Origin of the sequence: Streptomyces thermospinosisporus (assembly GCF_039526425.1) — a bacterium.
GTDB classification, from domain to species: Bacteria; Actinomycetota; Actinomycetes; order Streptomycetales; family Streptomycetaceae; genus Streptomyces; species Streptomyces thermocarboxydovorans.
Genome location: NZ_BAAAIZ010000069.1, coordinates 157,460 through 179,757 on the forward strand (window position 1 = coordinate 157,460; position 22,298 = coordinate 179,757).

The following is a 22,298-nucleotide window of genomic DNA, read 5'->3' on the forward strand; positions in this document are numbered from 1 at the left end:
CGGCCTGCGGGCCTCGGTCACCAGTTCCCCTGGCCGCCCGCGACGGGCTCAGCGGTCGCGGTTGAAGCGGGTGGTGATCCACAGCAGGAGCAGCAGGGCGAACAGGGCGCCGCCACCGGTGAGGTAGGGGCTGAGGCTCTCGTGGTTGCCGCCCTCTCCGCCCTCGGAGGCGAGGGTGACCAACTGGGCAGCGGTGCTGTGGAAGCTCATCTTCGGCAGGACCTATCGCGTGTGGGCGGGATAAAGACGTCGGCTCATCGTAAGCGGGCGCCTTCGCGGCGATCACGCCGACTCCGCGCTCGCGGCAACCTTCGCGCGCTCTCAGTCGTCCTTCTGCCTGTAACCGCGGAGCAGGAACCACGCGGTGAGCGCACAGCCCACCAGCATCACGACGAGGGCGATCCTGATCACCTGGGTCTCCTTGGCAGGTCCGGCACCGTACTGCCCGTCCACGGTAAACCCGCCTAGGCTGGGCCTCGGCCCGGGGAGCACGGCAGCGCACGCAGGAACCCGGGGCCACCCGACGCACTTGGGGGAAACATGTCCGACGGCCACCAGCACAACGGGCACGAGCACGTGCCGGGCAGGCAGCGCAGGCGCTTCCCCGGGATCTCCTCACGTGCGTACGAGCATCCGGCCGACCGCTCCGCCCTGGTGGCGCTGCGCAAGCTCAGTGGCTTCGACACGGTCTTCAAGGCGCTGAGCGGCCTGCTGCCGGAGCGCAGTCTGCGGCTGCTGTTCCTGTCGGACTCGGTGCGCGTCTCGGACCGCCAGTTCGCCCATCTGAACGACATGCTGCGGGACGCCTGCTACATCCTGGACCTGGAGAAGGTCCCGCCGATGTACGTCAAGCAGGACCCCAACCCGAACGCGATGTGCATCGGCATGGACGAGCCGATCATCGTGGTCACCACGGGCCTGGTGGAGCTGCTCGACGAGGAGGAGATGCGGGCGGTCGTCGGCCACGAGGTCGGGCACGCGCTGTCCGGGCACGCCGTCTACCGCACGATCCTGCTGTTCCTGACCTCGCTCGCGGTCCGGGTGGCGTGGATCCCGCTGGGCAACTTCGCGATCATGGCGATCGTGACGGCGCTGCGGGAGTGGTTCCGCAAGTCGGAGCTGTCCGCGGACCGCGCCGGGCTGCTGGTCGGCCAGGACGTGCAGGCCTCCATGCGCGGCCTGATGAAGATCGCCGGCGGCAACCATCTGCACGAGATGAACGTGGACGCCTTCCTGGAGCAGGCCGAGGAGTACGAGGCCGGCGGCGATCTGCGCGACTCCGTGCTGAAGATCCTCAATGTGCTGCCCCGCTCCCACCCGTTCACCACCGTGCGGGCGGCGGAGCTGAAGAAGTGGGCGGCCTCCCGCGACTACCAGCGGCTCATGGACGGCCACTACCCGCGCCGCGACGAGGACAGGGACGCCTCGGTGCGGGACTCCTGGCGGGAGTCGGCCGGCTCGTACGCGGACGAGGTGAAGACCTCCAAGGACCCGCTGATGAAGCTGGTCAACGACATCGCGGGCGGCGCCGGTGACCTGGGCGAACGGGTCCGGCGCGGCTTCAGCGGGTTCGCCTCGCCCAAGCCGCCCCGGCCCAAGGACGAGCAGCCGCCCCGCGACGACGACTGAGCCCGCGGCCGGTCACCTCGGCCGCCCGTTGCCATCCGTCACGGCTCGGTCCGTCAGGGCTGTCCGTCACAGCTCGGTCCTTCAGGGCTGTCCGTCACAGCTCGGTCCTTCAGGGCTTCGGCTGGGCCGCCGGTGCCAGTGCGCCGCACAGGGCGGGCGTGCTGCCGGTGACGTACGGGTCGGTGCCGGCCGGGCCGCCCTGGTCGGCCGTCTGGCCGGCGAGCAGCGGGCGCAGCCGGGCGGCGGAGTCCTCGGCGCAGGACAGCGGGCCGGCCTGGACGTGCGAGGCGACCAGCTGGGCCTGGCGCAGCCGCAGGTCCTCGCGGTCGAAGCGGAAGTGCAGCTCGCGCCGGACGGTGAACAGCGACGCCCGCGCGTCACGGTCGGCGCCGGCCGGGCGCAGCGCGTAGACGAAGGTGTGGTCGGAGAGGACCTCCAGGGTGGAGGAGTCGGCCTCGGTGGCCTGGAGGGTGCCCTGGACGCGCACCTTGCGGTCGGCCAGCTGCGCCTGGGCGGGGTCGAAGCGGACCAGCCACCCGGTGAGCGCGTGCCGGCCGTCGGCGGCGGGCCGGGTGATGCTCCGGTCGAACTGGTCCAGCTGGTCGGGGTCGAGCAGCACCCGCACCGAGCGGGTCGCGCGGCCGGTGAGCACCTCGGGGTCGAGCGAGGAGCGGACGATGTAGTCCTTCGCCGTGGTCAGCGCGGAGACCACCTGGCTCTCGGAGAAGTGCGCGGTACGCCGCGAGGCGGGCAGCGGGACGCCCTCGGCGCCGATGCGGAACTGGGCCGCGGGACTGCTGGTGTACAGGTGTTCGACGTCGGAGTGGCCGGGCACCTTGCCCTCGGGGGCGAGCGGCACCACCGACATCCGCAGCGGCTCGGCAGGCTCCCGTGCGGTGGGGCTCTCGTAGGGGTGGCGTATGCCCATGTAGAGGGCGGTGCCGAAGGCGAGGGCGATCAGCACGACGAGGACCAGCGCCTGCCGGGAGAGTCCGGCCCGGCGCAGTGGCGGGCGCCGCCGGACTGCGGGAGCGTGGTCGGTGATGCGTTCCTGGGCGGAGTACTCCTGGAGGCGGGCAGCACGGACGAAGGACTCGTCGAAGACGACGGACCGGTACTCGTCCTCGCCACCTCTAGGGGTGCCCTCGGGGGTCCCCTCGGGTGGGTCCGCAGGCCCTTCCATATCTTCAGGGTAGGTCTGCGGGACGCCGGGTAAACGCCCCGCCGGGCGACAAGTTCTGACAGGTTCTCACCAAGAACAGCGCCCCCGGCCCGGGGTGCCCGCAAGGCCTGCGTCAGGGGCTGGGCGGGATCACCGGCACGGTCGGCGAAGAGTGGTCGGCGGACGCCGACGGCACCACCGTGCCGCCCTGGGCCGGCTCGGTGGTGGCGGGCGGCGGCACCTGCTCCTCGCGGCCGGAGGAGGCGCCGCGGTAGACCGCCGAGAAGGCGAGCGCCACCATGCCGATGCCCATCATCAGGGCGAGCACCCAGGCGACCGGCCGGTGCCAGCGCACCTGTCTGCCGTACGGGCCCGGGTGGCCGTAGCCGTCCTCCAGGACGTCGAGGTCCTCGTCCTCGTCGTCGTCGGGGTCGGGTCCGGCCCGGTAGCGGCCGTAGCCGTCGTCGTAGCGCTCGCCTCCGGCGCGGGCGCGGTGGGCCTCCGCCTCGGCGGCCTCGGCTCTGGCCTGCGCCGCGGCCAGGAGGCGCTCGACGGCGGTCGGCTCGTGCACCGTGGCCGCACGTACGAAGGCCTCGTCGAAGACCACGGAGGCGAACTCTTCGTCCGACACCCCGCGGTCGTGGTCGTCGTCGGGCTCCCAGCCGTCAGGGAACGGCGTGCCCCCCACGTCCTCCGGCACGGATCCAGAGTAGACCTGGGGGGTCAATTTGGGCAGACGGTATGGAAATTCGTCCGGCGCTCCGGCGGGGTGCCGGGACGCTCAGCGCCGGGTGTGCCCGTCGCCGGTCACGATGTACTTGGTGCTGGTCAGCTCGGGCAGGCCCATGGGGCCGCGGGCGTGCAGCTTCTGGGTGGAGATGCCGATCTCCGCGCCGAAGCCGAACTGGCCGCCGTCGGTGAAGCGGGTGGAGGCGTTCACGGCGACGGTGGTGGAATCCACCAACTGGGTGAACCGGCGGGCGGCGGCCTGGGAGCTGGTGACGATGGCCTCGGTGTGCCCGGAGGTCCACAGCCGGATGTGCTCCACGGCCTTGTCGAGCGAGTCGACCACGGCGGCGGCGATGTCGTAGGAGAGGTACTCGGTCTCCCAGTCCTCGGCCGTCGCCTCGACGACGGTGGCCTTGGAATCCTTGGCGTACGCCATGACCCGCTCGTCGGCGTGCACGGTGACCCCGGCCTCGGCCAGGGCGTCCAGGGCGCGCGGCAGGAACGCGGCCGCGATGTCCTGGTGGACCAGGAGGGTCTCGGCGGCGTTGCAGACGCCGACCCGCTGGGCCTTGGAGTTGACCAGGATCTCCACGGCCATGTCGATGTCGGCCTGGGCGTCGACGTAGACGTGGCAGTTGCCGGTGCCGGTCTCGATCACCGGGACGGTGGACTCCTGCACCACGGTGTTGATCAGCGAGGCGCCGCCGCGCGGGATGAGCACGTCGACCAGGCCGCGGGCGCGCATCAGCTCGCGCACGCTGTCGCGGCTCTCGCCGGGCACCAGCTGCACGGCGTCGGCGGGCAGCCCGGCCCCGCCCACGGCGTCCCGCAGCACCCTCACCAGCGCGGTGTTGGACCGGTACGCGGAGGAGGAGCCGCGCAGCAGGACGGCGTTGCCGGACTTCAGGCACAGGGCGGCGGCGTCCACGGTGACGTTGGGCCGGCCCTCGTAGATGATCCCGACGACACCGAGCGGGACGCGGACCTGCCGCAGGTCGATGCCGTTGGGCAGGGTGGAGCCGCGGACGACCTCGCCGACCGGGTCGGGCAGCGCGGCCACGTCGCGCACGTCGGAGGCGATGGCGCGGACCCGCTCGGGGGTGAGCGTGAGCCGGTCGATCATGCCCTCGCTGGTGCCGGCCTCGCGCGCCTTGGCCACGTCCTGGGCGTTGGCCTCGACGATCTCGGCGGTACGGACCTCCAGCGCGTCGGCGATGGCGAGGAGCGCGTCGTCCTTGACGGCGCGCGGCAGCGGCGCGAGGGTCGCGGCGGCGGCCTTGGCCCGGTAGGCGGCCTGGTTGACCGGGGACATCGAGTCGAACGGCGAGAGCGTGGTCATGAGGGAAGAGTAGTGCGGCCGGCGCCGGTGATGGCGTCCGTCCCGCACACCGAGACATTCCGGAAATCGTCCGGCACCGCCTTCCGCGCGGCCGCCGCGGGCGCCGAGAACGCTCAGAACGCGGGCGCCGAGAACGCTCAGAAGGGGTGCACGCCGACCGGGCTGGCCGGCGGCGGCCCGTACCCCTCGGCGATGCGCTGGTGGTAGGTGGCCCGGTCGATGACCTCCAGGCCGACGATCTCCCAGGGCGGCAGGCCCGCCGACTGCCGGTGCTCGCCCCACAGGCGCAGCGCCACCGCCGCCGCGTCGTGCAGGTCGCGGGCCTCCTCCCAGTAGCGGATCTCCGCGTGGTCGTCGGCGTAGCGGCTGGTCAGCAGGAAGGGGTGGTCGTGGGCGAGCTGCTCCAGGGCCCGCCGGACCTCCTTGAGCGGTGCCTGCTCGCCGGAGACGCTGAGGGTGATGTGCCACAGGCGGGGCAGGTCCACGCTCTCGCCCCCGGCGACGCTGTCGCCGGTCGCGACGCTGGTGAGCCCTCGTTCCTCGCCGGCCGCCCGGGAGCCGGCACCACCGCGGGACGTCGTCCCCGGGCGCACTCGCCTCACGTCGGCCTCCTTCTCACGCTGCCCGTGCCGTACGGGACACGCCCGCGCGGGGGCGCGTCCTCGGGTCAAAGTGCAGCAGGCCGCACAGGGATCGTGGGGCGATTTTGCGGAACGTCCACCACCGGGGTCGGACGTTTCCCCACATTACAGATGCAGGACCACCAGGTCGTCCCTGTGTACGACCTCCCGTTCGTACGCAGGTCCGAGATCGCGGGCCAGCTCGCGGGTGGAGCGGCCTATCAGAAGGGGGATCTCCTTGGCGTCGAAGTTGACGAGTCCCCGCGCCACCGCCCGTCCCTCGCCGTCCCGCAGCTCCACCGGGTCGCCGGCGCTGAAGTCGCCCTCCACTCCGGCGATGCCGGCCGGCAGCAGCGACTTGCGGCCGTGCACCACCGCGCGCACCGCCCCGTCGTCGAGAGTGAGCGCGCCCTGCGGGGTGGAGGCGTGCTGGAGCCACAGCAGCCGGCCGCCGGAGCGGCGGCCGGTGGGGTGGAAGTAGGTACCGGTGTCCTGGCCGCCGAGGGCGTCGGCCGCGTGGATGGCGCTGGTCAGCACCACCGGGATGCCGGCCGCGGCGGCGATCCGGGCGGCCTCGACCTTGGTGACCATTCCGCCGGTGCCGACCCCGGCCTTCCCGGCGCTGCCGATCTCGACATGGGCGAGGTCGGCGGGGCCCCGCACCTCCGCTATCCGGGAGGTGCCGGGCTTGCCCGGGTCGCCGTCGTAGACGCCGTCGACGTCGGAGAGCAGCACCAGCAGGTCGGCGCGGACCAGGTGGGCGACCAGGGCGGCGAGCCGGTCGTTGTCGCCGAAGCGGATCTCGTCGGTGGCGACCGTGTCGTTCTCGTTGACGATCGGGAACGCGCCCATCGCCAGCAGCTTGTCCAGGGTGCGGGAGGCGTTGCGGTGGTGGGCGCGGCGGCTCATGTCGTCGGAGGTGAGCAGCACCTGGCCGACCCGCACCCCGTAGCGGGCGAAGGAGGCGGTGTAGCGGGCGACCAGCAGCCCCTGGCCGACGCTGGCGGCGGCCTGCTGACGGGCCAGGTCCCGGGGGCGACGGCGCAGGCCCAGCGGGGCGAGCCCGGCGGCGATGGCACCGGAGGAGACCAGCACGATCTCCCGCTCCGATGCGCCGTTGCGTCCGCCGTTGCGCCCCGTGTCGCCGCCGGCGGAGGTGGCGCGGGGCACACCCTGGCTGCGCACCTTGGCGAGCACGTCGACGAGCGCGTCGACGCGGTCGGCGTCCAGGCCGCCGCTGGCAGTGGTCAGCGAGGAGGAGCCGACCTTGACGACGATCCTGCGCGCCTCTCGCACGGCCTGCCTTGCCCCTGCCACCTTGCGGTCCGTCCCCTCGGGTCACGTCATTGTCGATACGTCGCTCGCCTGGCAATCTACGCGAAGCGGGTGGCGTGCGGCGCACCGGTCCAGTCCCCGGACGACTGAGCCCTGCTTCGAACGCCTGACCGCTCTGCATGCGTAATGCGTCACAGACGGGCGGGACGGCCGGGGCTCCGACGGTCGTGCGGGAGGTCCGGGGCACCCGCGTGTCGTACGGTGGCCGCCGCACGTTATAACCGGTCGCACGAATTCCCCCCCGACCCTGGAGTCACCGCAGTGCCCACGTCCCTGTCCCGGATGCCGGCGCGAGCGCTCGTCACAGCGCTACTGGCCGCCGCCTTCGTCGTCCAGGCGCTAGCCGCCCTCGCTCCCAACGTCCCGCTGCTGATCGCGGCGACGGCCGTGTCGCTGACGGTCGAAGGGGTGCTGTACCGCTGGCAGCCCGGGCTGCTGTCGGTCTTCGCCAAGTCGCAGGCCGACCTCACGGTCCGGCATGTGCTGCGGGACCTGCTGCTGGTGGCGGCCGTGCTGCGGACGGTCGAGGAGGACAAGGAGGCGCAGTACGCCCCGGTCCTGGTCGGCCTGCTCGGCTTCTACGCGCTGCACTTCGCGATCCAGGCGGTGTCGGTGCTGGTCCGCCGCACCCGGACGCTGCCGGTGGTGACCCGGAACATCGACGCCTCGGCGCTGCGGCTCTCCCCTGCCCCGCACACGCTGCTGCGCCGCCCCGGCCACCGGCTGCTGGTCTTCGGTCTGCCCGCGACGGCCGGGCTCACGGCGACGGCCGCGACCAGCGCCGCCGTCCCGGCGGCGGCGGGTGTGGCGCTGTCGGCGCTGGTCGCCCTGGTGGGCCTCGGCATGCTCATGTCGCGGCTGCTGCCCGGCCGGCGGCCCGCCGACGAGCAGACGGTCCTCGAGTGGTTCGACTCCTGGCTGGCCGAGTACCGGCCCACGGTCGGCCTGTACTTCTCCGGCGGCACCTCCTCCGCCTACCAGGCGAACATGTGGCTGGAGCCGCTCGCCAAGCTCGACGGCCGGCCGATCATCATCCTGCGCGAGCGCTTCATGGTGTCGAAGATCGCGGCGACCGACGTCCCGATCGTGTGCCTGCCGAAGGTCGCCACGCTGATGCGCCTGGAGCACTCCACGCTGCGGGTCCTCATCCACCCCTCGAACTCCGGCAAGACCTCCCAGGTCCTGCGCATCCCCACGATCAAGCACACGTTCGTCAACCACGGCGAGAGCGACAAGCTGTCCTCCTGCAACCCGTACGCCAAGGCCTACGACGAGGTGTGGGTGGCCGGTCCGGCCGCGCGGGAGCGGTACGCGCTCGCCGACGTGGGCGTCGAGGACAAGGACGTGGTGGAGATCGGACGTCCGCAGCTGGACGCCGTGCGCCCCTACGCCGGCCCGCCGGCCGGTTACTACACCACCGTGCTGTACGCCCCCACCTGGGAGGGCTGGGACGGCAACCCGGGCAACACCTCGGTGATCGAGGCCGGCGAGAACGTGGTGCGCGCGCTGCTCGCCGACCCGGGCGTGCGTCTGCTGTACAAGCCGCACCCGCTGACCGGTTCGGTGGACCCGCGGGCGGGGGCCGCGGACCGCCGCATCCGGGAGCTGATCCGCGCCGCGAACCGTGAGCGCTCCGGGGCGCGTCCGGCGCCCTCGGCGGACCTGGACCGGCTCACCGCCGAGCTGGACCGGCTCACCACGTCCGTGTTCCGTCCGAGCGCCGACCAGGTGGAGCGGATGCTGGTGCAGTCCGCCCCCGAGCCCGGCCGCGCCGAGGCGGTGGAGCGGACCACGGCCGCCTGGGAGGAGCTGTACTGGGCGTCGCTGCCGGAGTGGGAGCACCAGATCGTCACCGACGTCCGGCCCGCCCTCTACTCCTGCTTCAACGTGGCCGACCTGCTGATCAGCGACGTGTCCAGCGTGGTCAGCGACTTCCTGGCCAGCGAGAAGCCGTACGCGGTGGTCAACACCAGCGGGCTGTCCGAGACGGAGTTCCGGGCCACGTTCCCGACGGTGATGGCGGCGACGGTGCTCACCCCGGACGCGTCCGGTGTGCCGGGTCTGCTGGCCGCGGTCCGCGACCCCGGGAAGGACGAACTGGTCGAGGCGCGCAAGGAGCTGAAGCTGCGCCTGCTGGGTCCGGCCGAGCCGTCCTCCCAGGAGCGCTTCAACGCGGCCGTGCAGGACCTGTACGAGGCCGCGGAGGCGCACCGCACCCGCATGGCCCGGCGGCTCAACGCGGTGCCGAGCCAGCGCCGCGAGACGGTGACCGAGGTGACCGGGGCGACTCCGTGACCGAAGTGACCGAGGTGACCGCCGCGGCCGGCCGCCGCTGACCCGAGCGCTCCGCAACGACCGACTGCCCGCCCCCGACGAAGGGGCGGGCAGTGTCGTGTCAGCGCCGTTGCGGGCGGCTGCGGTCCGTCTCAGCCGGCGTCTCAGCGAGGTCTCGGACGGCGCCTCAGCCGCCGTCCGTGCCGGAGTCCCCCGCCGCCGGCACGCGCTGCACCGGCACCGCCTCCGCCAATTCGCTCTCCGGTCCGGTGGAGGCCAGTTGGGAGCGCTGGCGGAGGTTGCGCGACTCGGCCCGCAGCGCGAGTTGCTTCACGGCGTGGTTGAACTGCTCGATGGGCGGCGGCTCGTCGGGGCCGAGCAGGTACCGCTTGAGCTCGCGCCGGTCGCCGGCCAGCGGGTCGGTCTCCGGGGAGCGGACCGCGTCCAGCAGCTCGTCCAGCCCGGCCGCGCTGTTGTTGAGGATCACCGCCGCGCGCACCGCGGTGTTCTGCCGCTTGAACTCCTCCGCGCCCAGCTCCGCGGAGTCGGTCACCGCGTACGGCTTGCCGCTCGCGATGAAGTCGGAGACCACGCTGGAGATGTCGGAGACCAGCGCGTCGGAGACGTTGAAGCAGTCGTACAGCGGCGGTTCGGGGCCGGTGATCACCCGGTGCTCCCAGTCGGGGAAGGAACGCCAGTAGGCGGTGTTCCACTCGGCGCGCAGCCGGGCGATCTCCTCGTGCCGGGCCACGTCGACCAGCCCGTCGCGGGTCGCCTCGGCCTCGTCGCCCTTCTCGGCGTCGCCGGTCAGCTCCGCGAGCCGCGCCTCGATCCGCGCCAGTTCCGCCCTGGCCCGTGCCTGGGCCTCCTCGTCGGCGGTGAAGCGCGGGTCGGCGGCGCGTTCGGCGGCGGCCTGCTCGACCAGTGCGGTGATCCGCTCGTGGGCGGCCTTGGCCTCGGGGCTGCGGGTGCCGGTGAAGGGGTGCGGCTTGTACAGCACGCGCACCGCGGGTTCGGCGGTGATCAGCCGCCGCACGATGTTCTCGCCGGCCCGCAGGATCGAGGTGTTGCCCGGGTTGTCGTCCCAGCCCTCCCAGGTGGGCGCGTACAGGACGGTGGGCATGCGGCCCTCCGGCACGCCCTCCCAGGGCCGGATGGGGGCCAGCTGGGGGCGGCCGACCTCGACGATGTCCTCGTCGCGGACGCCGACGTCGGCGACGGCGTAGCGGTCGCGGCCGGCCCGGCCGGCGGTCCACACCTCGTCGTAGACCTTGCTGAACGGGTTGACGCTGGCCAGCTTGTCGCTGTCGCCGTGGCCGATGAAGACGTGCTTCATGGTGGGTACGCGCAGCAGGTGGATGTTCTTGCCGACGTTCGCCGCGTAGAGCGCGACCCGCACCGTGGACAGGTCCATGTTCATCAGGTGCACCCCGCCGGGCACGCAGAGGACGGGGACCGTGGTGGGCGCCAGGCTCTGCAGGATGACCCGCTCGCGCAGGATGATCAGCGGGCGGGTGTCCAACTGCTCCATGGTCTCCAGCCACATGTTGACCTGGTAGGCGGACTCCTTGGAGCCGGAGAAGTACAGCACCGTCTCGGGCCGGTACTCGCGCAGCCAGTCGTCGACGGCCTCCAGGACCGTCTCGGCCCTCGGCGGGATGTTCCGCGGGCGCAGGGCTGGCATCAGGGCGGCGACGTAGAGGGTGCCCAGCAGTATCGTGACGGCCATGCCGGCGAAGCCGGTCAGGGGCTCGCCGGTGGCCGCGGCCAGCAGTATCCCGGCGACCGCCGGGATGTCCAGGTGCAGCATCTTCTCGGCCGCGCGGTGCATCAGGAAGCGCGGCGGGGCGTCCGGGATGCGGATGCGCGAGGCCAGATCCACATTGCGGGCGACGACCGGCATGCGGCGCCGGTTGCGGATCAGCACGGTGAGCGCGCCGTGCGGGGCCTGGAGGCCGTAGAAGGCGATGAAGCAGGCGATGGCTCCGTAGTAGAGCAGGTCGTCCGCGAGGGACAGCCGCGCCAGCAGCAGGATCAGCAGCAGCTGCCGGATCAGGAAGCGGATCGACAGGCCGGCCCGGACCTTGCTGAGCCGGCTGATCAGATAGCTGCCCTTGCGGTGCAGATAGTGGTCCGCGAGGTAGGTGACGGCGGCCGCCGCGGCGAAGGCGGGGACGCTCGGCAGCAGCGCGGCCAGCATCAGGCAGGGGAAGCCCAGCATCATGAGGACCGCGGCGGCGAGTTCGGCGGCGGTACCCACCCGGGCGACACGGATTGCGGTGGTCAGCACGGATAAACCTGCTCTGGGATGGATGGTTGCCGGAGCTTGTTCAAGACAAGAATCACACTCCGTCCTGCCGGTCCAGTACCGAGGCCAGCGCCTGTTCGAAGCCGGAGGCGCGGGCGGCGCCCGCCGTCGGGTCCTGCTGGCGCACGTCGATGACGTGGCCGGTGAGTTCCGACAGCAGCACGTCCAGCGAGGTGCGGGCCACCGCCTCGGAGGACAGCAGGGTGCCCGCGGGCTCCTGCCCGAAGGCCCTGGTGCGCATCGGCGTGGCCGTGCGTTCGGGGTTGATGCAGTTGACGCGGACGCCGTCGGCGGCCCACTCGTCGGACAGGGCCTGGGTGAGGTTGACGATGGCCGCCTTGGTCGAGGAGTACAGGCTGTACTCGGCGCGGCCCCGGGTGTAGCTGCTGGAGGTGTACAGCAGCAGCTGCCCCTTGGTCCTGGCCAGGTAGCGGTGGGCGGAGCGGGCGATCTGCACGGGGGCGAGGTAGTTGACCTTCAGCGCCTCCTCGATGGTGGCGTTGTCGGTCTCGGCGAGCTTTCCGATGCGCAGCACTCCGGCGGTGTTGACGACGTAGTCGATGCGCCCGGTGTCGGCGTAGGCCTTGGCGAGGGCCTCGTCGACGTCCTGGGGGTTCTCCACATGGGTGCCGGTGGTGGAGCGGCCCAGCGCGTACACCGTGGCGCCGTAGGAGCGGGCGAGGTCGGCGATGTCCCGGCCGATGCCGTAGGAGCCGCCGAAGACGACCAGGGTGCGGCCGGTGAGCAGCTCCCGGTAGACGTGCTCGTCGTTCTGCTCCGGTGCGGCGGTGGAGGCGAGCTGGAAGAGCTTGTCGGCGATGAAGACATCGACGGGCTGGGTGACCTTCATGTTGTACTCGTCGCCCGCGACGACGTGGATCGGCACGTTCGGCAGGTACTTCAGCACCACGGTGCAGTCGTCCGTGGCCTGGAAGTTGGGGTCCTCGGCGGCGATCTCGTAGGCGCGGCGGATGGTGGACAGCTTGAAGGCCTGGGGGGTCTGGCCGCGGCGCAGCCGGGAGCGGTCCGGGATCTCGGTGATGAACTCGCCGTCGTCGCCGTGCGTGCGGGTGACGATGATGGTGTCCGCGGAGGGGATGGCCACGTCGACGGCCTGGTAGCGCTCCAGGGCGGCCACGCAGTCGTCGATGACCCGCTGCGACAGCAGGGGGCGTACGGCGTCGTGGAAGAGGACGTTGAGGTCCTCGCCGTCGGCGAGTGAGGCGCTCAGCTCCGCGATGGCCCGTTCGGTGGTCTCGTTGCGGGTGGCGCCCCCCTCGATGACCTTGGTGACCTTCGTGAAGCCGGCCTTGGCGACGATCTTCTCGACCTCGGGGACGTAGCCCGGCGCCATCAGCACGAGGATGTCGTCGACCGAGTCGGCTTTCTCGAAGGTGTTCAGGGTGTGCTCGATGACCGCCTTCCCGGCGATCTTCAGCAGCTGTTTGGGAATCGACAGCCCCACCCGCTGTCCGGTACCGCCGGCCAGGATCACTGCGGTGGTACGGGGCTTGTCCGTGCGGGACACAGGCGACCTCCCTCAGGGCTGCCATGAAGAACGACAATGGGTCGGGAAATTCCGAACTTGACGGAGCGCGAGCGGATGGCAGCGTTTGTGCCTTTCAGGGTGTATCAGCAGGGGGAGATCTTCAACTACCACTTCGCCATTCACAGGTGTCGCGCGGTCCGGGCCGTCCGCGGCCGAGGTCTCCCCGCTCGCCGGCCGCAGCCCGCCGCTCCCGCCGGGGCCCGGTGCCCGGCGCTCCCACGCACCGCCGGCCGCTCCTGAGGAAGCCCGGCTGCGCACCCGGTTGGCCGCACGGCGGCCGGCTCGGCGACGGCAACATACCGGGTCCAACGAGAGGCCGAGCCCCAGGTCACCCGCATCCCGAGGGCAGGTGCCGGGCGGGGCCGCCGCACACCGGGAACATTTATACGGACCACATAATCTGCGTGAGTCAGGGCGGTATTCGTGAACTCACCCGACGGGACGATTCGACAAAGCCGCCGAGGAGATCGGGCGGACAATCCCCGCGCAATACCGGGATCCGATTCCCGCCCGGCCGGGAAAGCCGTCACCAAAGGGTGAGGGCCCGCCCCGTCGTCCGGAGCGGGCCCTCACCCGTTTCGCTTCTCTCACCGACTCTTCATGTTCTTCATGTTCTTCATGACTGCGGCCTGCTGCTCTTACCGACTTCTCACCGTCACTGATGCCGGTGGCGCCATCCCCGCCAGGCCGACTCGATCATCTCGTCCAGGCCGTGCCGGGCGGTCCAGTTCAGTTCCTGGCGGATCCGGTCCGCCGAGGCCACCACGCGGGCCGGGTCGCCGGGGCGCCGGTCGGTGATCTCGGGCTGCATCTGCTCGTGGCCGGTGACCTTCAGGATGCGGTCCACCATCTCCCGGACCGAACTGCCCTCGCCACGTCCGATGTTGAGGGTGAGCGCCGTGCCCTCGGGAACGTCCGCCAGGCGCCGTGCGGCGGCCAGGTGGGCGGAGGCGATGTCCTCGACGTGGATGTAGTCGCGCACACAAGTGCCGTCGGGCGTCGGGTAGTCGGCGCCGAAGATACGCGGCGCCCGGCCCTCCTCGAGCCTCTCGAAGACCATGGGGATCAGATTGAACACGCCGGTGTCGGCCAGCTCCGGCGAGGCGGCACCGGCCACGTTGAAGTAGCGCAGGCTGGCCGCGCGCAGCCCGTGGGCGCTGGCCGCCGCCCTGATCAGCCACTCCCCGACGAGCTTGGTCTCCCCGTAGGGGCTGACCGGGGCGCACGGGGTGTCCTCCGTGACGAGATCCACATCGGGCATGCCGTACACGGCCGCGGACGAGGAGAAGACGAGCTTGCCGGCTCCGGCCGCGGTCATCGCCTCCAGCAGGGTCTGCAATCCGGTGACGTTCTCCCGGTAGTAGTGCAGCGGCCGCTCGACGGACTCGCCGACCTGTTTCTTGGCCGCGATATGCACCACGCCTGTCACAGCCTTGTCACGAATCGACTGCTCCAGCAGTTCCCGGTCCAGGACGCTGCCCTGAATGAAAGGCACCGCCTGAGGCACCCGGTCGGCACTTCCGGTGGACAGGTCGTCGTAGACGACCACGGACTCGCCGCCGGCGGTCAGAGCACGCACCACATGCGCACCGATGTAGCCCGCCCCACCCGTGACCAGCCAGCTCATTGTCATGCCTCCAGGGTCGTCTTGACTGAGTGCAGCCTCTTGTGCGGGCCGTGGAAAATCGAGTCCGGCAGATGGTACACACCCCAGGAAATGTCACCAGATCAACCACTCACGAGGGCCGGGACGCCACCCGGAAGGCGCCCCAATTCGGGCAAGTCAGGAACTGGCCGACCCGTCGCAGGTCGGCCACCTCACCCACAGAATGTTCACGCGAATCCTTTACGCTGATGGACTGACGTGGCCGATTCCTCCGGGCAGTTGGACGCCGGGAGCCCGGTCGGCCCTCACAGCCCGTGCGCACGTGGTCGTTCTCGGAACAGGTTGTAAGGATGCCCAGACTCTCTCTCGTTGTTCCCGTGTACAAGGTGCAGGGCTACCTGTCCGAGTGCCTGGACTCCATCCTCGGGCAGAGCTACACGGACTTCGAGGTCATAGCGGTCGACGACTGCTCACCGGACGACTCCGGTTCCATACTCGACCGGTACGCGGAGCACGACGCCCGAATACATGTGATTCACCTCACGGAGAATGTGGGTCTGGGGCGCGCGCGCAATGCGGGTCTGGAGAAGACCCAAGGGGATTACGTCCTGTTCCTGGACAGCGACGACACGTTGTCCGAGGGCGCTCTCGAGGCGGTGGCCGAACGCCTGGAGGCCACCGGGGATCCCGACATCCTCATCTACGACTATGCGCGCACCTACTGGGACAACCGGGTTCTGGCCAATCAGCGCGCGCATCTGCTGAAGCAGCAGGGCCCCGACGTCTTCCGCCTCGCCGACCGCCCGGAGCTGCTGGAGCTGCTCCAGATCGTCTGGAACAAGGCCTACCGCCGCGACTTCATCAACCGCACGGGCCTCACCTTCCCGCCCGGGTACTACGAGGACGCCCCCTGGACGTACTGCTCGCTGATCAGCGCCGAGCGCATCGCCGTGCTGGACCGGGTCTGCGTGCACTACCGGCAGCGCCGGCAGGGCGGCAACATCCTCAAGACGGTCAGCCGCAAGCACTTCGACGTCTTCGACCAGTACCGCCGCGTCTTCGGCTTCATCGCCGAGCGCGAGCAGCTCGACGCGTGGCGGGAGCCGCTGTTCCGCAAGATGGTCGACCACTACCTGACCGTGCTGGAGCGCCCGGGCAGGCTGCCGCAGGACGCGCGGGCGGAGTTCTTCCACCGCGCCGCCGCCGACTACCGCACCTACCTGCCCGCCGGCTTCCGGCGCCCGGAGGGCGGCCGCGGCCGCAAGTACGCGCTGCTGGAGCGGGACGCCTACGCGGCCTGGGTGGGCGCCACCGCGGCGATCAAGGTGCGGCGCGCGGTGAAGAAGCGGGCCCGCACCGCGGTCACCCGGTCCCGGCGCAGCGCGATGGCCGCCTTCTACCAGTCGCAGCTGCGGCTGCCGCTCGACGAGAACCTCGCCGTGTTCTCCGCCTACTGGAGCCGCAGCGTCTCCTGCAACCCCGCGGCCATCGCCGCCGAGCTCGGCCGTCTCGCCCCGCACATCCGCCGGGTGTGGGCCATCCGGCCGGACGCCGTGGACCAGGTGCCCGAGGGCGTGGAGTTCGTACGGGTCGGCTCGCGCGAGTACTGGGCGGCGCTGGCCCGCGCCAAGTACCTGGTCAACAACGTCAACTTCGCGGACGCCGTGGTCAAGCGCGAGGGCCAGATCCATGTGCAGACCCACCACGGCACACCGCTGAAGACCATGGGCCTGGACCAGCAGAAGTACCCGGCCTCCACCCACATGGACTTCGCCAAGCTCCTCGAGCGGTGCGACCGCTGGGACTACAGCCTCAGCTCCAACCGCTTCTCCACCGCGATATGGGAGCGGGTGTACCCGTGCCCCTACACCTCCCTGGAGACCGGCTACCCCCGCAACGACGTGCTGGTGAACGCCACCGCCGCCGACGTCCGCCGGGCGCGTGCCGCGCTGGGGCTCGGCGCGGGCACCCGGGCGTTCCTGTACATGCCCACCCACCGCGAGTACCAGCCCGGCTTCGTGCCGAGCCTCGACCTCGCCCGCCTCGCCGACGAACTCGGCCCGGACGTCACGCTCATGGTGCGCGGCCACTACTTCTACGGCAGCTCGCCGCACGTGGCCGAGCTGCGCCGCAGCGGCCGCATCGTCGACGTCTCCGGGCACCACCCCGTGGAGGAGCTGTACCTGGCCGCGGACGCCCTCATCACGGACTACTCCTCGGCGATGTTCGACTACGCGGTCCTGGACCGGCCGATCATCACCTACGCACCCGACTGGGACATCTACTCCGCGGTCCGCGGAACGTACTTCGATCTGCTGCAGGAGCCGCCCGGCGTGGTGGCGACCTCGCAGGCGGAACTGATCAGGCTGCTCGGCTCCCACGAGTACGACGGGCCGGACGCCGCCGAGCGGCGCGCGGCGTTCCGTCGTCGCTTCTGTGAGTTCGACGACGGTCGTGCATCCGAGAGGGTGGTCCGGCGCGTCTTCCTGGGTGAGAAGGACATGCTGCCGTTCGTCCCGTTCGCCGAACGACCCCACGCACCGACTCCCGCCCAGGCGCTCGAACTGGTCGAGCGGGCCTGAACCCCCCGAAAGGAGACTGCACACACATGGCCCCTCGGCTCAGTGTCGTCGTCCCCATCTACAACGTCGAGCGCTACCTGCCCGCGTGCCTCGACTCGCTCGCCGCGCAGACGTTCCAGGACATCGAGGTCCTGATGGTCGACGACGGCTCACCGGACGACTCCGCCTCCATAGCCGCCGAGTACGAACGCCGCGACGCGCGCTTCAAGCTCATACGCAAGGAGAACGCGGGGCTCGGAGCCGCCCGCAACACCGGCATCGCGCACATGTCCCCGGACTCCGAGTACCTGACCTTCGTCGACAGCGACGACGTCATCCCGCCGGACGCCTACCGGCAGATGATCGCCAGCCTGGACGAGTCCGGCTCGGACTTCTGCACCGGCAACGTGCACCACCTCAAGGGCGAGAAGTCCTGGCAGGTGCCGCTGCTGAAGATGCTCGCCGGCGAGGCCCGCAAGCGCACCCACATCTCGAAGAACCCGAAGCTGATCGCCGACCGCATCGCCTGCAACAAGGTGTTCCGGCGCACCTTCTGGGAGCGCGAGGGCTTCTCCTTCCCCGAGGGGATCCTGCACGAGGACATCCCCGTGGTCGTGCCGGCGCACTACCGCGCCCGGGCCGTCGACATCATCGGCGAGCCCACCTACTACTGGCGGCTGCGCGAGGGCGAGTCGGCCCCCTCGATCACCCAGCGCCGCAAGGAGCCGCAGGCCATCCGCGACCGGGTCACCGCGGTCAGCATGGTCAGCGACTTCCTCGCCCAGCAGCCCGGCGAGGAGTTCGCCGAGTACAAGCGCCAGTACGACGACCGGGTGCTCCGCGACGACCTGCGGCTGTTCCTGAGAGTGGTGCCGGACGCGACGGCCGAGTTCCACGAGGCGTTCCTGGAGGCCACCAACCGCTACCTCGACATGGTGGACCCGAAGATCGTCATGGCGCTGCCGGCCGATCTGCGGGTCCAGTGGCTGCTGGTGCGCAAGCACGCCATGCCCGAGCTGATCGCCCTGCTGGCCTCGCAGCGCCGCAGGGAGCCGATCGAGGTCTCCGGCACGTTCCGCAAGTACGCCAGCTTCCGCACGCTGGAGGAGAGCGGCTTCGAACTGCCCAAGCAGGCGCTGCGCATCGACAACGACCTGGACCTGCGCGCCCCGCTGCGCTCGGTGGAGTGGCGCGACGGCAAGCTGCACCTGTCCGGCGACGCCTGGATCGACAAGATCGACATGTCGACGAAGCGCAGCAGCGTCAAGATCGTCCAGCTGAAGCGGGACGGCTCCCGGCGCCGCATGTTCCTGCCGGCGAAGAATGTTTACCGGCCGGAGTGCACCACCGACTCGGGCCAGCAGCGCTACAACTACGACTGGGCCGGCTGGGAGCTGACGCTGGACCCCGCCAAGCTGCGCAAGGGCGGCAGCTGGCAGGAGGGCCTGTGGCACGTCGGCATCAACGTCTACGCCTCGGGCCTGGTGCGGCGCAGCGGCATCTGGGCCCGCGGCGGCTCGGCCGCGAACTTCCCGCCCTACCAGTGGCTCGACGAGGACTTCCGGCTGCTGCCCTCCGTGGAGCGCGGCGCGCTGAAGCTGCGCGTCGAGAAGGTCCGCGCCCTGATCACCGACCGCCGGCTGGACGGTGACGCGCTGGAGATCAGCGGCGAGATGCGGGTGCCGCTCAAGCCCGGTGAGACGCTGACCTTCCGCCTGCACAACGCCAAGAGCGGCGAGGTGCGCAAGTACCCCATGGAGCTGGCGCAGCAGGGCGGCCGGACGACGTTCCGCGCCCGGGTGCCGATCGCGGACGTGGCTCTCCTCGGCACCACCGCCGTGGACGACCAGGCGCAGCCCGACCGCCGCCGCTGGAGCACGGCGCTGCTGGCCACCGCCGCGGACGGCAGCGAGCGCCAGTTCAGCAGCGTGGTCCGGGAGGGCCTTGAGGATCTCTCCTTCGACCTGCCCGAGTCGTTCGGCGAGGCGGGCGCCCACCGCGAGATCGCGGTGATGTCCGGCCACAACGGCTATCTGAAGATCATCGGCCGGGTGCGTCACGCCGTGCTCACCGGGACCGCGCTGGAGAACGGCAAGATCGTCGTGCGCGGTCGCGCCGCCGAGGCGCTCAAGGGCGCCGACCTGATCCTGAAGGCGACCAACCGCTTCGACGAGCGCAAGGCGAAGGCCGACTGGTCCGAGGACGGCACCTTCACCGTGGCCTTCGACCCCTCGGTCATGGGCGGCAACGGGCAGGTGCCGCTGCGCGCCGGACGCTGGAACCTGGTGCTGCGCTCCGCCGACCCCGAGGTGCCCGACGCCAAGTTCGTCATCGACCGGCTCGCGCTGCCCCAGTTCCCGCTCCACGCCGAACTGGGCGGCCGCCGCTACTGGTTCGAGAACCGCTGGAGCGACTTCCCGCAGCTCAACTGCCGCTCCGAGCTCAGCGACCTGGAGCGCGGCCCGTACCGCCAGCTGCAGCTGCGCCGCGAGGTGTACTACCCCGGCCGCCGGCAGCCGCTGCGCGACCAGGTGTTCTTCCTCAGCTACAACGGCAAGCAGTACTCCGACAGCCCCCGCGCCATGCACGAGGAGCTGCTGCGCCGGGGCAGCGACCTGAAGTTCCTGTGGGCCGTGCGCGACGGCCAGGTGGTCCTGCCGCCCACCGCCGAGAAGGTGCGCATGTGGGGCCGTGAGTGGTTCGAGGCGCTGGCCACCTCCCGGTACATCGTCACCAACGGCCATCTGCCCGAGTGGGTGGAGCGCCGGCCGGGGCAGGTGATCGTGCAGACCTGGCACGGCACCATGCTGAAGAAGATCGGCCACGACATCGAGACGCTCCACTTCGACCGCGAGTACCAGAACCGTCTGGAGCTCGAGGCGAAGAACTGGAGCCTGCTGGTCTCCTCCAACCGGTTCTCCACGCCGATCCTCAAGCGGGCCTTCTCCTACGACGGGGAGATCCTCGAGGCGGGCTACCCGCGCAACGACTACCTCTACTCGCCGGACCGCGACAAGATCGCGGAGAAGGTGCGCGAGACGCTCGGCATCCCCAAGGGCAAGAAGGTCGTGCTGTACGCGCCGACCTGGCGCGACGACCAGTCGCACAGCGCCGGCCAGTACCTGTTCGACCTGCGCATCGACCTCGAGGACGCCCGCAGGCGCCTGGGCGAGGACCATGTGCTGCTGATCCGCCGCCACTCCAACGTGGTGGACGCCGTGCCGGGCGCCGGCGACGGCTTCGTGTGGGACGTCTCGGAGTACCCGGACATCGCCGAGCTCTACCTGGTGGCGGACATGATGATCACGGACTACTCGTCCGTGATGTTCGACTACGCCCACCTGCGCCGGCCGATGCTCTTCTTCACCTACGACCTGGAGCACTACCGGGACACGCTGCGCGGCTTCTACTTCGACTTCGAGGCCGACTCCCCCGGGCCGCTGATCTCCACCTCCGAGGAGCTGATCACCGCGATCCGGAACATCGACGAGGTGTCCGAGCAGTACAAGGAGCGCTTCGAGCGCTTCCAGAACCTGTTCTGCGACCTCGACGACGGTCACGCCTCCAAGCGGGTCGTGGACCGGATGCTGGAGCAGGCCAAGGAGGTCTGAGCTTCAGGCACGTGAGTGACAGGGGCCGGCCGGGTTCGCCCGGCCGGCCCCTCGTCGTCGCATCCCGTCGTGGGTCCTCGTCCGCCGTTGCTTCAGCGGCGCAGCCACCTGCGCATCCGGCGCAGGGTGGCCGCGGTCGTCCTGCGGCGGGGCGCGGGACGTGACGTGCCGTGCGCCTGCGGCGCGGGCGTGGCCTTCGTCTGGTGCTCGGACTTGGGCTGCGGCTTCGGCGGCTGCTTGGCCTTGGGCCGGGGCGCGAGCGTGCTGAGGGCCGCGAGCTCCTCCACCAGCCCCTGGCGGATCAGCAGGCAGCGCAGCCGGGCCAGTGGCGGCAGCCGGGCGATGAGTTCGTCGGAGGCGTAGTCGTCCAGCAGCCGTCCGGCGAGCCGCACATGCAGGGCCTGGGTGTCCTCGGGCAGGCCGGCGAAGGGCTCGTTGAAGCGGCCGAGGATCTCCAGGACGACCCAGCGGTGGATCAGGTCGTCGCGCTTGCGGCCGGGCGGCACGTGCTCCGCCACCAGGTCCAGCACGGCGCGGACGTTGGCGTAGAAGGGTCCGGGCTCGGGCTCCTGCTGCGTCAGATGCGCGGCGCCCTCGCGGCGGACCAGGTAGTAGCAGTCGTAGTCGGCCACCACGGAGACCGACCGGGCGAGCAGATAGGCCGCCACCACGAAGATCTGCTCCTCCGCGAGCCGCAGCCGCTCGGCGAAGCGCAGGCCGTGCTCCATGACGAGCGAGCGCCTGAAGAGCTTGTGCGCGGTGAGGCTCCACACCGCGCGGGTGGTGTGGACGTCACCGCCCTGCACGTTCTTCCGGAACGGGGTGACGGGCGCCTTGCGGCCCACTCCCCTGATCCTGCCGAGCACCACATCGGCCCCGTCGCGGCGGGCGGCGGCCACCAGCCGCTCCAGGGCCTGCGCCCCGAGGTAGTCGTCGGGGTCGGCGAAGAAGAGGAACTCCCCGGTGGCCATCCCGATGGCCCGGTTGCGGGGGCCGCCCGGCGCGCCGGAGTTCTCCTGGTGCACGACCCGGACGCGTCCGGGGTGCCGGCGGGCCCACTCGTCGAGCAGGGCCCCGCTGCCGTCCGTGGACCCGTCGTCCACGGCAATGATCTCGACATGGCCGAAACCGATCGACTGACCGGCGATCGACTGCAGGCATTCCGTCAGGTGGTCCCCGGCGTTGTAGACCGGGATGATCACCGACACGATCGGATCCGATGCGGGCTCAGGGCCCATGCGTTTCCCCCACGGAGCAGAAGGTGGCGTTCGACTCGGCGCACGGGCTGGTCGGTTCCCGTGCGCCGGGCGGGCCGGTCACCGTTCAGCGCGATGCATTCGATCGGATTCCGGTGATTCGTCAGTGGATGACCCCGCTGCGACAGTTGACGGGTGTTCACGCAGCTGGGTTGCCTCGGCCCGCCGAATGTGACCGACGCCGTGTCGTTGGAGAGCAGGCCGCCCTAGACGGCGACCGTTTTGAACGCCAGTTGCGCGGCCGTGGTGCAGTACGGCCGGATCTCGACCTTGGCCGGTTCCTGGGCCGCCGCCGCACGGTCACCGCGGTCGCCGCGGT

Annotated in this window: 14 protein-coding genes; 4 read left to right on the forward strand and 10 right to left on the reverse strand. The window is 70.9% G+C overall.

Annotation, left to right across the window (positions count from 1 at the left end; translation table 11 throughout):
* Positions 1-48 precede the first annotated feature (48 nt).
* Positions 49-210, reverse strand: a complete 162-nt coding sequence (locus tag ABD207_RS22735; protein WP_167996425.1) for a hypothetical protein — start codon at positions 208-210, stop codon at positions 49-51.
* A 330-nt stretch (positions 211-540) separates the two neighbouring features.
* Between ABD207_RS22735 and ABD207_RS22740 the strand changes: the two genes are divergently transcribed.
* Complete coding sequence (locus ABD207_RS22740; protein WP_344014953.1) at positions 541-1,629, forward strand: M48 family metallopeptidase; 1,089 nt, start codon at positions 541-543, stop codon at positions 1,627-1,629.
* A gap of 109 nt (positions 1,630-1,738) precedes the next feature.
* Here the strand turns inward: ABD207_RS22740 and ABD207_RS22745 are convergent, their stop codons facing one another.
* From ABD207_RS22745 to proB, 5 genes are all read right to left on the reverse strand, one after another.
* Complete coding sequence (locus ABD207_RS22745; RefSeq protein ID WP_344014954.1) at positions 1,739-2,812, reverse strand: SCO2583 family membrane protein; 1,074 nt, start codon at positions 2,810-2,812, stop codon at positions 1,739-1,741.
* A 112-nt stretch (positions 2,813-2,924) separates the two neighbouring features.
* The gene (locus tag ABD207_RS22750) at positions 2,925-3,491 is read right to left on the reverse strand and encodes an SCO2584 family spore wall biosynthesis protein (RefSeq protein ID WP_486388837.1); all 567 of its coding nucleotides are present in this window, start codon (positions 3,489-3,491) and stop codon (positions 2,925-2,927) included.
* 81 nt (positions 3,492-3,572) lie between these two features.
* Positions 3,573-4,859, reverse strand: a complete 1,287-nt coding sequence (locus ABD207_RS22755) for a glutamate-5-semialdehyde dehydrogenase (protein ID WP_344014956.1) — start codon at positions 4,857-4,859, stop codon at positions 3,573-3,575.
* 137 nt (positions 4,860-4,996) lie between these two features.
* On the reverse strand, positions 4,997-5,461 hold the full coding sequence (locus ABD207_RS22760; protein WP_344014958.1) for a hypothetical protein: 465 nt from the start codon (positions 5,459-5,461) through the stop codon (positions 4,997-4,999).
* A gap of 144 nt (positions 5,462-5,605) precedes the next feature.
* A complete protein-coding gene (gene proB / locus ABD207_RS22765) occupies positions 5,606-6,796 on the reverse strand; it encodes a glutamate 5-kinase (protein ID WP_344014960.1) in 1,191 nt (396 codons plus the stop codon).
* 300 nt (positions 6,797-7,096) lie between these two features.
* On the opposite strand from proB, the gene ABD207_RS22770 reads away from it, so the two are divergent.
* On the forward strand, positions 7,097-9,109 hold the full coding sequence (locus ABD207_RS22770; RefSeq protein WP_344014961.1) for a hypothetical protein: 2,013 nt from the start codon (positions 7,097-7,099) through the stop codon (positions 9,107-9,109).
* Positions 9,110-9,275: 166 nt separating this feature from the next.
* On the opposite strand, the gene ABD207_RS22775 is transcribed toward ABD207_RS22770, so the two are convergent.
* The 3 genes from ABD207_RS22775 to galE form a co-directional block, all read right to left on the reverse strand.
* Entirely contained in the window at positions 9,276-11,378 is a 2,103-nt protein-coding gene (locus tag ABD207_RS22775; protein ID WP_344014962.1) for a hypothetical protein, read from the reverse strand.
* Between the two features lie 52 nt (positions 11,379-11,430).
* Positions 11,431-12,924, reverse strand: coding sequence for a D-ribitol-5-phosphate cytidylyltransferase (locus ABD207_RS22780; RefSeq protein WP_344014963.1), 1,494 nt, complete (start codon positions 12,922-12,924; stop codon positions 11,431-11,433).
* Positions 12,925-13,600: 676 nt separating this feature from the next.
* Positions 13,601-14,572, reverse strand: a complete 972-nt coding sequence (gene galE, locus ABD207_RS22785) for a UDP-glucose 4-epimerase GalE (protein ID WP_344014972.1) — start codon at positions 14,570-14,572, stop codon at positions 13,601-13,603.
* 329 nt (positions 14,573-14,901) lie between these two features.
* Between galE and ABD207_RS22790 the strand changes: the two genes are divergently transcribed.
* Both ABD207_RS22790 and ABD207_RS22795 read left to right on the forward strand, forming a co-directional pair.
* The gene (locus ABD207_RS22790; protein WP_344014964.1) at positions 14,902-17,133 is read left to right on the forward strand and encodes a bifunctional glycosyltransferase/CDP-glycerol:glycerophosphate glycerophosphotransferase; all 2,232 of its coding nucleotides are present in this window, start codon (positions 14,902-14,904) and stop codon (positions 17,131-17,133) included.
* Between the two features lie 26 nt (positions 17,134-17,159).
* Positions 17,160-20,723, forward strand: a complete 3,564-nt coding sequence (locus ABD207_RS22795) for a bifunctional glycosyltransferase/CDP-glycerol:glycerophosphate glycerophosphotransferase (RefSeq protein ID WP_344014965.1) — start codon at positions 17,160-17,162, stop codon at positions 20,721-20,723.
* 92 nt (positions 20,724-20,815) lie between these two features.
* Here the strand turns inward: ABD207_RS22795 and ABD207_RS22800 are convergent, their stop codons facing one another.
* Positions 20,816-21,931 carry a glycosyltransferase family 2 protein gene (locus ABD207_RS22800; protein ID WP_344014966.1) on the reverse strand — a complete coding sequence of 372 codons (1,116 nt, stop codon included), beginning with the start codon at positions 21,929-21,931 and terminating at the stop codon, positions 20,816-20,818.
* Positions 21,932-22,298: the final 367 nt, after the last annotated feature.